The organism is Microbacterium sp. F2 (assembly GCF_052274505.1).
Taxonomy (GTDB): domain Bacteria; phylum Actinomycetota; class Actinomycetes; order Actinomycetales; family Microbacteriaceae; genus Microbacterium.
In genome coordinates, this window is the sequence record NZ_JBNVBV010000006.1 from 194,959 (window position 1) to 209,247 (window position 14,289).

Below are 14,289 nucleotides of genomic sequence, written 5' to 3' on the forward strand. Positions count from 1 at the left end.
CTAGCTCGCCGCACCCGAACGGGTGCGCTGAATGATGAAACCCGCGAGGAAGTTCACGAGCATGGTGATGAGGAACAGCACGAGTCCCGCCGCCATCAGCGCGGAGATCTCGAACGACGACGCCTCGCCGTAGCGCAAGGCGATGAGCGAGCTGATCGAGTTGGTGCCGGTCGAGAGGACTTCCCAGTTGATGACGAAGACCGGGGAGATGACGAGATACACCGCGATCGTCTCGCCCAGCGCCCGCCCGAGTCCGAGCATCGTGCCGCCGATGATGCCACCCATGCCGAACGGGTAGACGACGGAGCGGATCATGCCCCACTTCGACGAGCCCAGCGCATACGCGCCCTCGCGCTCGCCGACGGGCGCCTGTGAGAAGACCTCCCGCATGATCGAGGCCGCAATCGGGGCCACCATCATCGACACCACCAACCCCGCGAGGAACGCCGATGCGGTGAACACCGTCGGGGTGGCAAGCGGATCGTCGGGATTGAAACTCGACACCGCGAAGATCGGAATCCAGCCGAAGTAGGTGCTGATCCACTCCGCGACCGGAATGAGCGCGCTCTGCAGCCAGAACAGGCCCCACAGTCCGTACACCACCGAAGGGATCGCCGCCATCAGATCGACGACGCCGATCAAGAAGCGGCGGACGCCCTCGGGCGCGTACTCAGAGATGTACGTTGCCGTACCCAGCGCGAGGGGAACCGCGACGGTGATCGCAATGAGGCCGATGACCACCGTGCCGAACAGCACGGCCGCGATGCCGAAGTTGCCGCTGTTGGGTTCCCACGTCTGGGTGGTGAGGAACGACGGCCCGGCCACCGCGATCGCCTCCGCGCCGCGGACGGCGAGGAAGACGCCGACGAGGGTCATGATCGCGAGCACGATGACGCCGCCGCCGTGGGCGCCGAAACGGAAGAACCCGTCCGACAGGCTGCGACGCGCCGCGAGCGAGCGCGGACGATCAGTGTCGACCACGGTCGCCGGAGGTTCGGTCGTCAGCTCATCGTCGTGGACACGCGTGGGCAGTGACATCGGGAGTCGCTCCTGGGGCTCTGTGCGTCCGGCGAGATCCACCGACCGGACGCCGAAAGTCTGCGTCGCGAGACGCCCCCGGCGCGACGGACCGATCCCGCGGCGTCGGGGAACGCGTCCCGACAAAGAAGCGAACAGCGGATGAACGACGGGAACCATCAGTTGCCCGCGATTCTCACGCAGTCATAGCATTCGCTCGATCGCGCCCAGTGCGCCTCGCAGACCCGAAAATCCGCGAGTTGGCCACGGCGGATGCGGTGAGCGGGGCCGCGCCGAGATTCGCGTGAGATTTCGTCCATCCGGATGAGGTCCAGCGCTCGGCGGCAGGAAAGGTGCGAGGATGTGCGCGAACCGACCGGGGCAGAGGAATCGTCGGGAATGGGGATCGTGACAGACGAAGCGACAGCTGCACGTGGCGTTGCTGTGCTGCAGAACTTTACGAGGGGCGAGGACGCACCGGGGGGAGCGTGGCAAGGAATCCTGCCGTCCCGCCGGGCAACCTGGGTGCTTGCTGTGGTGCTCTTTGCGACGATGCTCGTCCAGGGCATGGTCAACCCGATAGCGGTGCTGATCGACGGCAACTACAGCTGGTCGAATTCGATCCCGTTCGAGTTCTCCGTATTTCTCCTCGTGGCGCTCTTCGCCGCACAGGCCGCCGCAATCCTCCTGGCGACCCGATGGCCGGTTCTCGCCACACTCGCCACGATGGCCGTCTACGTGGCGGCCGTCTTCGTCATCAATGCACCCTCGTGGGTTGCACCCATGCAACTCACGGTCGTGGCCTCGCTGTTCCTCTTGGGGTCACGGCACGCGGCGCCGGTTACGCTCCCCGTCCTCGGGGTGCTCATCCTTACCGACGCGGCCGCATTCGCGAGCTGGGCCTCGGTGTACGGACTGACATCGGGAGCGATCCTCGCTTTCGTCTTCGGGCAGGTCGTCGGCTTCGCGGCCTCCCTTGCCGCAGCGGCAGTGCTAGGTCTGTGGTGGGGCGCCCAGACACGCCGGGTTGAGCAGCTGCGGGCCCTCGCCGCCGCCGAGCGTCGCGATCAGGAGGAGCGCCTCGCACAGGCCCGCGAGGCCGAGCGCTCCCGCATCACACAGGAGTTGCACGATGTCGCCGCGCAACACATCACCGGACTGCTCTCCCTGACCGAGGCGGCGGCCTTCATCGCCGAAGAGTCGGAAACCGACGCTCTCGCGCTTCTCGCCGAGGCCCGTTCGGAGGCTCGATTCGCAGCTGCCAGTCTCGTCTCGGCGCTCAACGAACTGCGCGCCACCGGACAAGCACGCGCCGACACCACGCCTGACGTGCGACGTATCGAAGACCTCGTCGCGTTCTGGCAACGAAGAGACCTGCGTGTGAGCCTCCGCACCAGCGGGGTGTTCGACTCCCTGCCCGCAATGATCTCGACAACCGGGTACCGCATCGCACAGGAGGCACTGACGAATGTGGCAAAGCACGCCGCCGGTTCGACCGCCGAGGTGATCGTCACGGCCACCGCTGACGAACTCGAGATCGTGGTCGAGAACGGCCCCGCTCGCGGCGCCACGTCCGACTCGCACGCGGTCGGCCTCGGATGGGGGCTCACCGGGCTACGCGAACGTGTGACGCTGCTCGGGGGCGTCCTCGACGCCGCACCCACCGAGGCCGGCGGGTGGCGTGTGCAGTCGACGATCCCTCTCACCGATGTCGGCCGCCACACGACCGCGATGGGCCTGGCATGACCGTCAAGCAGATCCGGGTTCTGATCGCCGACGACAACCGGGCGTACCGCAAGGGAGTGCGCATCCGGCTGGAGCACGCACCCGGGATAGCTGTCATCGGCGAAGTATCCAACGGCGTCGATGCGGTCATGGCTGCCCGGTCCGAACGAGCGAGCGTCGTGCTCATGGACCTGAACATGCCCGGGGGCGGTGGACTGGAGGCGACGCGCGCCCTCGCAGGCCCCGGCGTGGACCGTCCCGTCGCCGTCGTGGTGGTGACCAGCCACGAGGCTGACCGCTTCGTGATCGAAGCCCTCGATTCGGGAGCTGTTGGCTACCTCGTGAAAAACCACGACACCACTCAACTGGTCGAGGCCGTCCGCTCCGCCGCGAGTGGGACCGCGCTGGTCTCCACACGCGTGACTCCCGCCGTCATCCGGGAGTTCACTCGCCGCGGCGAGCAGAGCGCAATGGGCTCGGCCTCTCCCGCGATCCTCACGTCCGCGCAGCTCGCGGTGGCACGAGAGCTCAGCCGCGGGCATACGAGCAACGAGGCACTCGCGGCGCGACTCGGAGTGTCGATCAACACGGTGCGGGCTCAACTGCACAGCGCGCTCAAGCGGACGCAACTCGCCGACCGCACGCAACTTGCCCTTTGGGCTGTGCGTCACGGCCTGGATCGGACCGAAACATCATCCGATCGGATGAAATCCGAAAAATAGGCACGCCCGCGATACGCCGGGCTGAATGGGTGATGCGCAGGCGCCTGAACGTGTCCTCCGCACGACTCAGGCCCACAGAGCGCCGGGAGCGTTGCGCGTGCGTCACCTCGGATTCACGGTGACGACACCGCACGTTGCGTCGCTCCCTCGACATACTGGCCACGACGCCGAACATGGGGCCGACGGCGATCTGGGAAAGGGGCGAGCCGTGGAGGCGATATACCACCGCTTCGCACGCGTCGACACGCATTTCTACGACGACCCCGCCCGCGCGCACGTGCCCGACGCAGAACGATACGCACCGCCGCCCGATCTCGACTGGCACGACTGGACGGACCACACCGACGGCATCTGGCGTGGGTGGTATCCCCCGGGCGTACCGCTACCCGAGCAGGGCTGGAAGATCCATGCCAGCGCGACGCTCGACGTGGCGCAGGAGGTGCTCGAGCACGTCGCGCGCCACTGCCACGCCGAACGCATGACGTTCAAGCATCTGGTTCATCGCAGCGCACTGTTCGCAATGAACTCCAAGGATGCCGAGCGGTCGGCATCCGGCAAGTTCATCACGGTCTATCCTCGCGACATCGACGAGCTGCAACGGGCCCTCGAGACACTGGACGCCGCGATCGGCGGACTGCCCGGCCCCTACGTCCTGTCAGACCTGAGATGGCGACGCGGCCCCCTCTCGGTGCGCTACGGCGCCTTCGTGCACCAGGTGACGAACGGCGAGCACGGCTTCGAGGTCGCCGCCCTGCGGCATCCGGATGGACGGCTCGTCGAAGACGTGCGCTCGCCCGGGTTCACACCGCCCGACTGGGTGGAGCTCCCCGACTTCTTGCAGGTGCAACTCGACGCGTTGGGCAGCGACGCGCCGCCGCCCGGATTCCCGCATGTTCTCGGCGCCCTGCATCACTCCAACGCCGGCGGGGTGTACGACGCCGAGGATGCCGCCACCGGCGCCCGCATCGTGATCAAAGAGGGCCGGCCCGATACCGGGATGACGCCGGACGGCCGCGACGCGGTGCGGCGGCTCTTGGATGAGGAGCAGACGCTGCGCACCCTGGTAGGCACGCCGGTCTCGCGCGTGCACGGGTCGTTCTCACTGCACGGGCATCGATTCCTGCTGCTCGAGAGGATCGCAGGCCAGTCGCTCCAGAGCGCGATCGTGCCGCGGCATCCGCTCGTGCATGCCCGGAGCACTCCCGCGGAGTATGCGGAGTATCGCCAGTGGGCGCTGGAGGTCACCGCCGGCGCCGATGATGCAGTGACGAGGCTGCACGAGGCGGGCTTCAGTCACGGCGACGTGCATCCTGGCAACGTGATGATCGGTGCGGACGGGAGTGTGACACTCCTCGATCTCGAGATGGCAGCTCCGCTTGACGATGCCGTCGCCCCCGTCATCGGCGCACCGGCATTCATGGCAGCCGACGGGCGCCGTGGCGCAGACGCCGACCGGTACGGTCTCGCCTGCATCAAGGTCTTCGTCTTCTACCCCTTGACGTCTCTGCTTGCGCTTGACCCGTTCAAGGCCGACGACCTGGTGCGGGCAGCGATGGAGACGTTCGCGCTCGACGAGACCTGGGCGGCGGCGGTTCATCACGACCTCGCGCTCACCCGCATGCGCGTCGCTGCAGCTGACTCCGCGCAAGACGATCCGGTGGCCCGGTGGGATGTCCACGACGCGCGCGCGGTGCGCGAACTGCAGGAACTCATTGCGGACGACCTCACCGCGAGCGCCGACTTCTCGCGCGATGACCGAGTATGGCCGGGCGACCCGCAGCAGTTCGCGGAAGACGGGACGGGTCTGGCCCACGGAGTGGCGGGAGTTGTCTACGCCCTCTCGCTCGTGGGTCGGGAGCCCGACGAGCGGGCGCTCGCATGGATCGACGCCACGTGGGAACGACCTGGCGATCGCCGCAGCCCTCACCGCGCCGGCCTGTGGGACGGGCTCGCGGGGCTCGCCTGGCTCCATCGTCGCCTCGGGCGTGGGCCGCACGCGCAGGCTGCCCTGGACCGCCTTCGTCGACTCGACTTCTCCTCACTCGGAACCGATCTCTACGGCGGCCTGCCCGGAGTCGGACTCGTCTTGCTCGAGGCATCCGACGACGACCCGACTCTTGTGCTCGAGGCCCTCGAGATCGGCGGCATCCTGCGTTCCCGACACGATGCCCGGCCGCCGATACCGACAGCGCCCGAAGACCGCCACGTCGCAACCGGCAGCGGGGGACTGCTGCGCGGCCCGTCGGGAACGGCGCTGTTCGCACTCCGGTTGTATGAGCGCACCGGAGAGCGGGCGCACCTGCGCCTCGCGCAAGACGCACTCGACTATGACCTCGCGCACTGCATGACGGCGATCGACGGATCACTCCAGCTCAACGAAGGGTGGCGAATGCTGCCCTACCTCGGGAGCGGCTCTGCCGGAGTCGGGCTCGTGGCAGCCCAGCTGCTGCCCCATCTCGAGACACCTGACCGCTACCTTGAGGCACTGGACGGCATCAGCAGTGCGGCACTGACTGATTTCGTTATGGAGTCCGGCGTGTTCCGCGGTCGCGCGGGGATGATCCTGTTCCTGGCCACGCTCGGGCACCTCGGCTACTCCACGCCCGAAGCCGACGATGCCCTAAGACACCACGTAGCCGAGCTGCGCCTCCACGCAATTCGCCGCCCCCACGGCATCGGATTCCCCGGTCAAGGGCTCCTCCGCCTCTCGTGCGACTTCGCCACGGGCTCTGCCGGCGTCCTCGCGGCGCTCGGCACCTCTGCCAACGTGATCAATTCCGGCGAGCCGGTCATCCCGGTCAATCTCCCGCTGTTGGTGCCGCCGACAGCCGCCTCACCGCTTCGGCCCGCCATGGCCTGGGATCCCGCAGGAAGGAGGTGAATCACATGGGTTACCTGCTCAGCCTTCAGCAGATCGAGCGCAGCGCCGAAAGCCGCGACGCCGACATCCTCGCCGCCAGCAGCCTCAGTCTTGGCGCGTGCCTCAGCACGGTCTCGACGAGCATCTGCTGACCCGCCTTCGACCCGGATGCCGGGCGCTCGCAGCGAGCGCCCGGCATCCACCCGAGCCGACGGGGTCTCGGAATTCCCTCCCCCACCGAGGCCCCGTCGCCTTTTCGACCTCGTCAGACGAGCGACTCCCGCCACGCCGCATGGAGTTGGGCAAACTTGCCCGTCCCGGCGATCAGCGTCTCGGGGGTGTCGTCCTCAATGATCCGGCCATGCTCCATGACGAGCACCCGGTCGGCGATGGCAACGGTGGAGAGGCGGTGCGCGATGATGATCGCCGTCCGGTCTGCCAGGAGCGTCTGCAAGGCATCCTGAATCGCCCGCTCTGAGGGGATGTCGAGCGAAGCCGTGGCTTCATCGAGGATCAGCACAGCGGGGTTCGCCAGGAACGCCCGCGCGAACGAGATCAGCTGACGCTGCCCCGCCGAGACCCGGCCGCCGCGCTTGTTCACGTCGGTGTCGTATCCGTCGGGCAAAGCACGAATGAAGGCGTCAGCCCCCACAGCCTTCGCGGCGGCCTCGATCTCGTCAAGCGTCGCGTCGGGCTTCCCGAGCGCGATGTTGTCGGCGACCGTACCGCTGAACAGGTAAGCCTCCTGTGTGACCATCACGATCGCGCGGCGCAGATCCTTCGGGTGCAGCCGGCGCAGGTCGACCCCATCGAGGGTCACCGCGCCGCGCGTCGGGTCGTAGAACCGCGAGACGAGCTTCGCGAGCGTCGACTTGCCGGCTCCCGTGGTGCCGACCAGGGCGATCGTCTGCCCGGCCGGGATGTCGAGCGAGAAGTGCGGCAGGATGACGCGGTCATCGGCGTACCCGAAGGTGACGTCCTCGAACGCGACGTGTCCGCGCGCGGTCCACAGGTCGACGGCATCCGTCGGGTCGGGAACCGTCGGCTCCTCCTCCAGCACCCCCGAGACCTTCTCGAGCGCCGCGGTGGCAGCCTGGTACGAGTTCAGGAACATCGCCACTTCCTGCAGCGGCGCGAAGAAGTTCCGCACGTACAGGACGCTTGCCAGCAGGATGCCGATGGCGATCGCCCCGTCGGCAACCCGCAGGCCGCCCCAGAGCACAACCAGCGCGATCGAGACCGACGCGACGGCCATGAGGCCGGGCTCGAACGTTCCGAAGAGGCGGATCGAGCGCATGTTCACGTCGCGGTAGTCCTCGGCGACGTCTCCGAACTCGTCGTCATTGCGGGGTTCCTTGCGGAAGGCCTTGACGGCACGGATGCCGGTCATGGTCTCGACGAACTTCACGATGAGCTTCGCGCTGATGACCCGCGACTCGCGGTAAACGACCTGCGAGCGCAGGTAGAACCAGCGCATGAGCAGGAACAGCGGCACGCCCATGACGGCGAGGATGACTCCCGACTGCCAGTCCAGCAGCAGCAGCGCGATGAGCGTGAACCCGCCGTACAGCAGTCCCGACACGAGCTGGTTGAGTCCGCCGTCGAGGAGCTCCCGAATCGACTCGAGGTCGCTCGTTTGCCGCGAGATGATGCGACCGGAGGTGTAGGACTCGTGGAACTCGAGGCTGAGCCGCTGCGTGTGCAAGAAGATGCGCTTGCGAAGGTCCAGCATCACGGCCTGCGTGAGGCGCGCAGCAACGACTGCGAACCAGCCGACGAGACCCGCGCCGCCGAGCCCCGCGACGAGGTACACGGCGACGACACCGATGGTCGGCATCCAGTTCGCCTCGTCGAGCACCGCTGGGAGCGCGGTGTCGATGCCGAACGCGATCAGCGCGGGCCCTGCGACCTGCAGCGCGGTTGAGACGACAAGCACGACACCGGCGAGCACGACCTGCCACCGCAGCGGCGAGATGAGCGAACCGAGCAGGCGCAGCGAGCGGCGGCGGATGGCGCGACTCTCGTCCTTGGTGTAATCCGACCGGTCTTCGCCGGCCGTACCCACGACTGTGGCACTCATAGGGTCACCTCCCTCTCCCGCAGGCGGGCTTGTTCGTCTTCGAGGCTCGAGATCACGTACCGGTAGTGCTCGCTGTCGCGCAGCAGGTCGGAGTGCGTCCCCACCGCCGTCACCTTCCCGTCCTCGAGCAGGGCGACGCGGTCGGCGAGGGTGACCGTCGACGGACGATGCGCGATGACCAGGGCCGTCGTGTCGGCGAGGACGCGCCGCAGGGCATCCTCGACGAGAGCCTCGGTGTCGACATCCAGTGCCGACAGCGGGTCATCGAGAACGAGGACGGCAGGCTTTGCCGCGACAGCCCGCGCGAGCGCGAGACGCTGTCGCTGGCCGCCCGACAGGCTGAGTCCCTCTTCACCGATGACGGTGTCGACACCGTCGGGAAGATCGTCGACGAAGCTCGCCTGCGCAACCGCGAGCGCTTCGCGCAGCGCCGCTTCGGCCTCCGGGGATCCGGGGATGAGATCCTCGCGACCGAGCAGCACGTTTTCGCGCACGGTCTGCGAGAACAACGTCGCATCCTCGAACGCCATGCCGATGTGGGTACGCAGCTCAGCGAGAGTCAGATCACGGATGTCGACCCCATCGAGCGTCACGCGCCCGCCTGTCACGTCATACAGACGCGTCGGCAGGGTCGTGAGAGTCGTCTTTCCCGACCCGGTGAGTCCGACCAGGGCCATTGTCTCGCCGGGACGCAGCACGAGATCGACCCCATCGAGCAGGTCGCGCTGGCTGTCCGGCGCGTCCTGGTAACGGAAGTGGACGCCCTCGAACGCCAGCTCGCCGCGGGGAGCTGCAATGGTCTGCGGCTGCTCAGGGTCGGTGATGGTGTCGACCTCGTCGAACACCTCGAAGATGCGGTCAGTGGCCGTGCGGGCATCCAGCAGGAACGAGAAGAGGAACCCGATCGACTCCATGGGCCATCGCAGTACGGTAGCCATCGCGAAGAATGCGATCAGTTCAGCGGCGTTCAGCTGGCCCATGCTAATGAGCGCGATACCCGCACCGAGGGCGAGGGCGAACGCGATGTCGGGGAGGAGGATCAGCCAGAACCAGATCAGCCCGACAGCGCGCGCCTTGTGGATCTCGGTCTCGCGCAGAGTCTCGGCCTGCCGGGCGAACTTCTGCAGGGCGTGCGATCCGCGACCAAAGGCCTTGAGCACGCGGATGCCGTGCACGCTCTCTTCGACGGAGGTGGCAAGGTCCCCCGCCTGGTCCTGCGACTGGCGGGCGAGGGTGCCGTATCGCTTCTCGAAGCGGTATCCGGCGTACCAGAGCGGCGCTGAGGTGACCAGGAAGATCACCCCGAGCAGCCAGTGCCACTGGAACAGCAGGACCGCACCCACGATGATCGTGAGGACGTTGACCACCAGCAGCACGAGACCGAACGCGAGCCAGCGACGGATGATGCTGATATCTTGCATCATCCGCGAAAGCAGCTGACCGGACTGCCAGCGGTCGTGGAACGCGACGGGTAGCCGCTGCAGTCGCTGATAGAAGGTGGTTCGCAGCTCGTATTCGACGCGTGTCGAGGGCGCGAGCACGAACCACCGGCGCGCCCAGACCATCGCCGCTTCGGCAAGGCCCAGGGCCAGGATCGCCACGGCTCCCCAGGCGATCTGTCCGGGATCTCCGGAGGCGATCGGGCCGCCGACGATCACCTCGAGGACCAGCGGGAACATGAGGGCCAGCACCGAGGCGAGCATGGCGCTTGCCGCGCCGAGGCCGAGACGCCCGAGCACGGGGCGCGCGAACGGCAGCAGACGGCCCAGGGCACGAAGGGTCGACAGGTGGGGCGTGGGAGAAGAAGGCGTTGCGGTCATGGTCCTTGTGGGAGGGCGAAGCGAACCCGCGGGTGTGCAGGCGGGGAGGGCGGCTCCGGGTCAGTGGAGCGCGGATGCGAAGCGTGCGGTCGTGGGCGAGAACGCAGGCGGCGCCGAGAGTATGCCGCGACCGGTCAGGTCGTGGACAGGCGAACTAGTGCGTCGTAGCGGGGCCGCGGTGACGCAGCGGGGCCGCGGCGGCAAGGACGACAGTGCTCGCGACAACAGCGATCTGATACATGGCATCCTCCTTGGCGTACGGGCGCCGCGCGACGCGGCAGCCCTCCAGACTAAGCCTGAGAGTCGGCTGAAAGCAAGGACGGATTCTCCCGATCCAGCAGGGACCGCTTGACCTCCAGACCCCATGCGAAGCCGCCGAGGCTCCCGTCCGTGCGCAGCACGCGGTGGCACGGTACGAACAGCGCGGGGGCATTACGAGCACAGACGGATGCCGCGGCCCGCACCGCCGTGGGATGGCCGAGGGCCGCGGCGAACGTCGCATACGACAGCGGCGCTCCGGGTGCGATCCGGCGAAGCGCAGCCCATCCGGCCATCTGCCCCGGCGTGCCGAACTGCCGGACCGACACCTCATCGATCGCCGCGAGATCACCGGCGTAATACGCGCGGACGGCAGCTGCGGCATCCGTCGTGCCCGGGCGGATATCCGCGGGCCGGTCAGCCAGACGGATGCGCTCAACGATGCGTTCCACCGAATCGGTCCACCCGGAGGAGAGCACCGCACCGTCGGCCGCAGCGAGGATCGCGAACGGACCGTCGGGAGTGTCGACGACGTCGAAAACGGCGGTCATGGTCATGTGGGGACCTCCTCAGCAAGCGCGCTCAGCGCAGGGGTACGGGGGGTGCGGGTACGCGCGGGCGCTGTTCGGATGGGGCGGGCGGGAACGGCCCGCCACAGATGCGCGCTCAGGTAGCTGCGCCAGGGCGCGGCTGTCGCAGCCCACGCCTCGAGCCCGTCCGCGGGGATACCGAGAGCCTGGGCACCGGAGCGCACCGCTACATCCCCGGGGAGGAAGACATCAGGGTCGCCGAGCACCCGCATCCTGACGTAGTCGGCAGTCCAGGGGCCGACACCGGGTAGCGCGAGGAGGGCGCGGCGCTGATCGATTCCGTCGTCGGCGATCGTGAGGGTCAGGCTGCCGTCGGCTAGGGACGCCGCGGCGCCGACGATTGATCGAATACGCGCTCTCGGCCCGCGCAGCACCTCTGCGCCGCGCTCGGCGATCGCCGTCATCGTCGGGAACAGTCGTGTCAGCCCGTCGGGCCCCGGCACTTCTTCGCCGAGAGCCTCGGCGAGCGCGGTCAGCGCCGTGCGTGCTGCGGCAACGCTGATCTGCTGGCCGACCATCGCGCGGATGAGCATTTCGTGCGGGTCCGCAGCACCAGGAACCCGGATGCCGGGAATCGCGCGAACGCGCGGCGCGAGGCGCGGATCGCGCGAAAGCGCAGCGTCGATCGCGAGGGGATCGGCATCCAGATCGAAGATGCGACGCACGCGAGCAACGAGGGCGGCAAGGTCCGACAGAGCCGTGACCGTGGCCCGAAGGTGCACCGAACCGCCGGCGTCGGTCCTGACCTCGAATCGGCCAGGGCCTGCCGCCAAACGCACCGTACGGGCGAAGGATGTCTCTCCCGCCACCTCGACGCCAGGCAGCGCCCGCGCGCTCATCCAGGCGAACAGTCCGCCAGCGTCGAAGGGACCTCGCACGGGTAGCACCAGATCGATCGTGCCGCCGGGCGCCGAGAACCCTGTGCGCTTGGCGCGCACCTCGAGCGGCGTGAGACCGAAGACCTCGCGGATCGTGTCGTTGAACTGCCGCACGCTGGCGAACCCCGACGCGAAGGCGATGTCGGATGCCGGCATCGCGGTGCCCACGAGCAGCATCCGTGCCGTGTGTGCTCGCTGCGCGCGACTGAGCGCGAGCGGGCCGGCTCCGAGTTCGGCGGTCAGCAGCCGGGTCAGATGCCGCGGCGAGTAGCCCAGTCGACGAGCCAACCCGGGAACGCCCTCCCGTTCGATGACACCATCGGCAATGAGCCGCATCGCGCGCGCCGCGACATCACCACGCACATCCCAGTCCGGGGAGCCGGGAGCTGCCTCGGGCAGGCAGCGCTTGCAGGCGCGGTACCCCGCCTCATGCGCGGCGGCGCTCGTGGGATAGAACGTCACATTCGCAGGCTTCGGCGTGCGTGCCGGGCAGCTCGGTCGGCAGTAGATGCCCGTCGAGCTGACGGCTGTGACGAACTGACCATCGAAACGGCCGTCACGCGACTGAATCGCGGCATACCGTTCGTCGAAGGTCATCGAGAGCACGGGTCAAGCTTCGCACTCCCCGCCATCGCCCACTGGCGGAAATCAGACACAGCAGCGGAGGCATCCGCGGGCCCTGACCCAGTCATGTCCTGCCAGGGCCATCCCGCTGCTCGGAGAGTGGGCGCATCTGGTCGCGTCCTGGGGCGGATGCGACAATTCGCGCCCACTTTCTGGGGCGGTGCCCGGGCGGGCGGGTTACCGTGGCATATGGGCGCGCGCGAGTATGACCTTGTTGTGATCGGGGCAGGGCCGGTCGGGGAGAATGTCGCCGACCGGGCCGTGCAAGGGGGCCTGCGGGTCGTCATCGTCGAGAGTGAACTCGTCGGGGGCGAGTGCTCGTACTGGGCGTGCATGCCTTCGAAGGCGCTGCTACGAAGCGGGGCGGTACTGCGGGCCGCTCGAGCAGTCGACGGCGCAAGACAAGCCGTCACCGGCGAGCTCGACGTCGCCGCGACCCTCGCACGGCGCACGGGGTTGACACACGACTGGAACGACGCCTCGCAGGTCGAGTGGCTCGAGAGCGCCGGCATCGACCTCGTGCGGGGGCACGCCCGGATCGCGGGCCGCAAGCGGGTCGAGGTTACCCGCCCAGGCGGCGAGGTGGTCGATCTCATCGCCACCCATGCGGTCGCCGTCTGCACCGGTTCAGCAGCTCTGCTGCCCGAGACGCCCGGACTTCGAGAGATCGAACCATGGACGAGCCGCGAAGCAACGAGCGCACGATCCGCGCCTGCCTCGCTCGCGGTCATCGGCGGCGGGGTCGTCGGCTGCGAAATGGCAACCGCGTACGCGAGCTTCGGCACAGCGGTAACCCTTATCGCGCGTTCCGGGCTCCTGGGCGGCATGGAGCCCTTCGCGGGAGAGATGGTCGCCGAGTCGCTGATCGCGCAGGGCGCCCGGGTCCTCACGGGGATCGACGTCGCCTCAGCATCCCGCGACGCGAACGGTCGCACCCTCAGCCTCTCGGACGGGACGTCGGTGACGGCGGCGGAGGTGCTCGTCGCTACCGGGCGCGTACCGCGCACCGCAGACCTGGGCCTCGAATCGGTGAATCTGACACCTGGCAGGTGGCTCGACGTCGACGACACGATGCTGGTGCGCGACACCGATTGGCTGTACGCGGTTGGCGATGTGAATCACCGCGCCCTGCTCACCCATCAGGGCAAGTACCAGGCCCGCGCTGCGGGAGACGTCATCGCGGCCCGTGCCCGCGGCACTCACGTCGACACCTCCCGGTGGGGTTCCCACGTCGCGACGGCCGACCACGACCACGTCCCGCAGGTGACCTTCACCGACCCCGAGGTCGCCTCGGTGGGACTCACCGCCGAGCGCGCGGAAGCGGCGGGGATCAACATCCGGGTGCTGGACTACGACCTCTCCTGGGTCGCCGGAGCCTCCACTGCGTCGGATGACTATCGTGGCCGGGCGCGCGCGGTCGTCGACCGTGAACGCGAGGTGCTCGTCGGGGCGACGTTCGTCGGCCCGGATGTCGCGGAGCTACTGCACTCGGCCACGATCGCCATCGTCGGGGAGGTGCCGCTGAGCCGGCTCTGGCACGCCGTGCCCTCCTACCCGACAGTCAGCGAGGTATGGCTGCGCTGGCTGGAGGCCTACGGCAGGCCCTGAGTGAGAGCGTCTTCCCGCCGTCCAGCCCTTAGCCTCGATCCACCGATGAGCCGTGGGTGTGCCGGGGCGGCATGATCGGGGCGCGGTGACGCGTCGAGGGCAGGGTT

Annotated in this window: 10 protein-coding genes; 5 read left to right on the forward strand and 5 right to left on the reverse strand. The window is 68.3% G+C overall.

Annotation, left to right across the window (positions count from 1 at the left end; all coding sequences use genetic code 11):
* Positions 1 to 1,038 (reverse strand): phosphate ABC transporter permease subunit PstC, encoded by a 1,038-nt coding sequence (gene pstC / locus ACQVDU_RS12120; protein ID WP_443477262.1) that lies wholly within the window; start codon positions 1,036 to 1,038, stop codon positions 1 to 3.
* A gap of 342 nt (positions 1,039 to 1,380) precedes the next feature.
* Here pstC and ACQVDU_RS12125 point away from each other — a divergent pair, with 342 nt between their 5' ends.
* From ACQVDU_RS12125 to ACQVDU_RS12140, 4 genes are all read left to right on the forward strand, one after another.
* Complete coding sequence (locus ACQVDU_RS12125) at positions 1,381 to 2,763, forward strand: sensor histidine kinase (RefSeq protein ID WP_443477263.1); 1,383 nt, start codon at positions 1,381 to 1,383, stop codon at positions 2,761 to 2,763.
* The gene (locus ACQVDU_RS12130) at positions 2,760 to 3,464 is read left to right on the forward strand and encodes a response regulator (RefSeq protein ID WP_443477264.1); all 705 of its coding nucleotides are present in this window, start codon (positions 2,760 to 2,762) and stop codon (positions 3,462 to 3,464) included. The genes ACQVDU_RS12125 and ACQVDU_RS12130 overlap by 4 nt, the downstream gene beginning before the upstream one ends.
* A gap of 208 nt (positions 3,465 to 3,672) precedes the next feature.
* Complete coding sequence (gene lanKC / locus ACQVDU_RS12135; protein ID WP_443477265.1) at positions 3,673 to 6,345, forward strand: class III lanthionine synthetase LanKC; 2,673 nt, start codon at positions 3,673 to 3,675, stop codon at positions 6,343 to 6,345.
* 5 nt (positions 6,346 to 6,350) lie between these two features.
* Positions 6,351 to 6,476 carry a SapB/AmfS family lanthipeptide gene (locus ACQVDU_RS12140; RefSeq protein WP_300592650.1) on the forward strand — a complete coding sequence of 42 codons (126 nt, stop codon included), beginning with the start codon at positions 6,351 to 6,353 and terminating at the stop codon, positions 6,474 to 6,476.
* Positions 6,477 to 6,589: 113 nt separating this feature from the next.
* Here ACQVDU_RS12140 and ACQVDU_RS12145 read toward each other — a convergent pair whose 3' ends face one another.
* The 4 genes from ACQVDU_RS12145 to ACQVDU_RS12160 form a co-directional block, all read right to left on the reverse strand.
* Positions 6,590 to 8,404 (reverse strand): ABC transporter ATP-binding protein, encoded by a 1,815-nt coding sequence (locus ACQVDU_RS12145; RefSeq protein WP_443477266.1) that lies wholly within the window; start codon positions 8,402 to 8,404, stop codon positions 6,590 to 6,592.
* The gene (locus ACQVDU_RS12150; protein WP_443477267.1) at positions 8,401 to 10,224 is read right to left on the reverse strand and encodes an ABC transporter ATP-binding protein; all 1,824 of its coding nucleotides are present in this window, start codon (positions 10,222 to 10,224) and stop codon (positions 8,401 to 8,403) included. The genes ACQVDU_RS12145 and ACQVDU_RS12150 overlap by 4 nt, the downstream gene beginning before the upstream one ends.
* A gap of 290 nt (positions 10,225 to 10,514) precedes the next feature.
* Entirely contained in the window at positions 10,515 to 11,033 is a 519-nt protein-coding gene (locus tag ACQVDU_RS12155; RefSeq protein WP_292732901.1) for a methylated-DNA--[protein]-cysteine S-methyltransferase, read from the reverse strand.
* Between the two features lie 2 nt (positions 11,034 to 11,035).
* Positions 11,036 to 12,547, reverse strand: a complete 1,512-nt coding sequence (locus ACQVDU_RS12160; protein WP_292732903.1) for a DNA-3-methyladenine glycosylase 2 family protein — start codon at positions 12,545 to 12,547, stop codon at positions 11,036 to 11,038.
* 216 nt (positions 12,548 to 12,763) lie between these two features.
* On the opposite strand from ACQVDU_RS12160, the gene ACQVDU_RS12165 reads away from it, so the two are divergent.
* On the forward strand, positions 12,764 to 14,182 hold the full coding sequence (locus ACQVDU_RS12165) for a dihydrolipoyl dehydrogenase family protein (RefSeq protein ID WP_292732869.1): 1,419 nt from the start codon (positions 12,764 to 12,766) through the stop codon (positions 14,180 to 14,182).
* Positions 14,183 to 14,289: the final 107 nt, after the last annotated feature.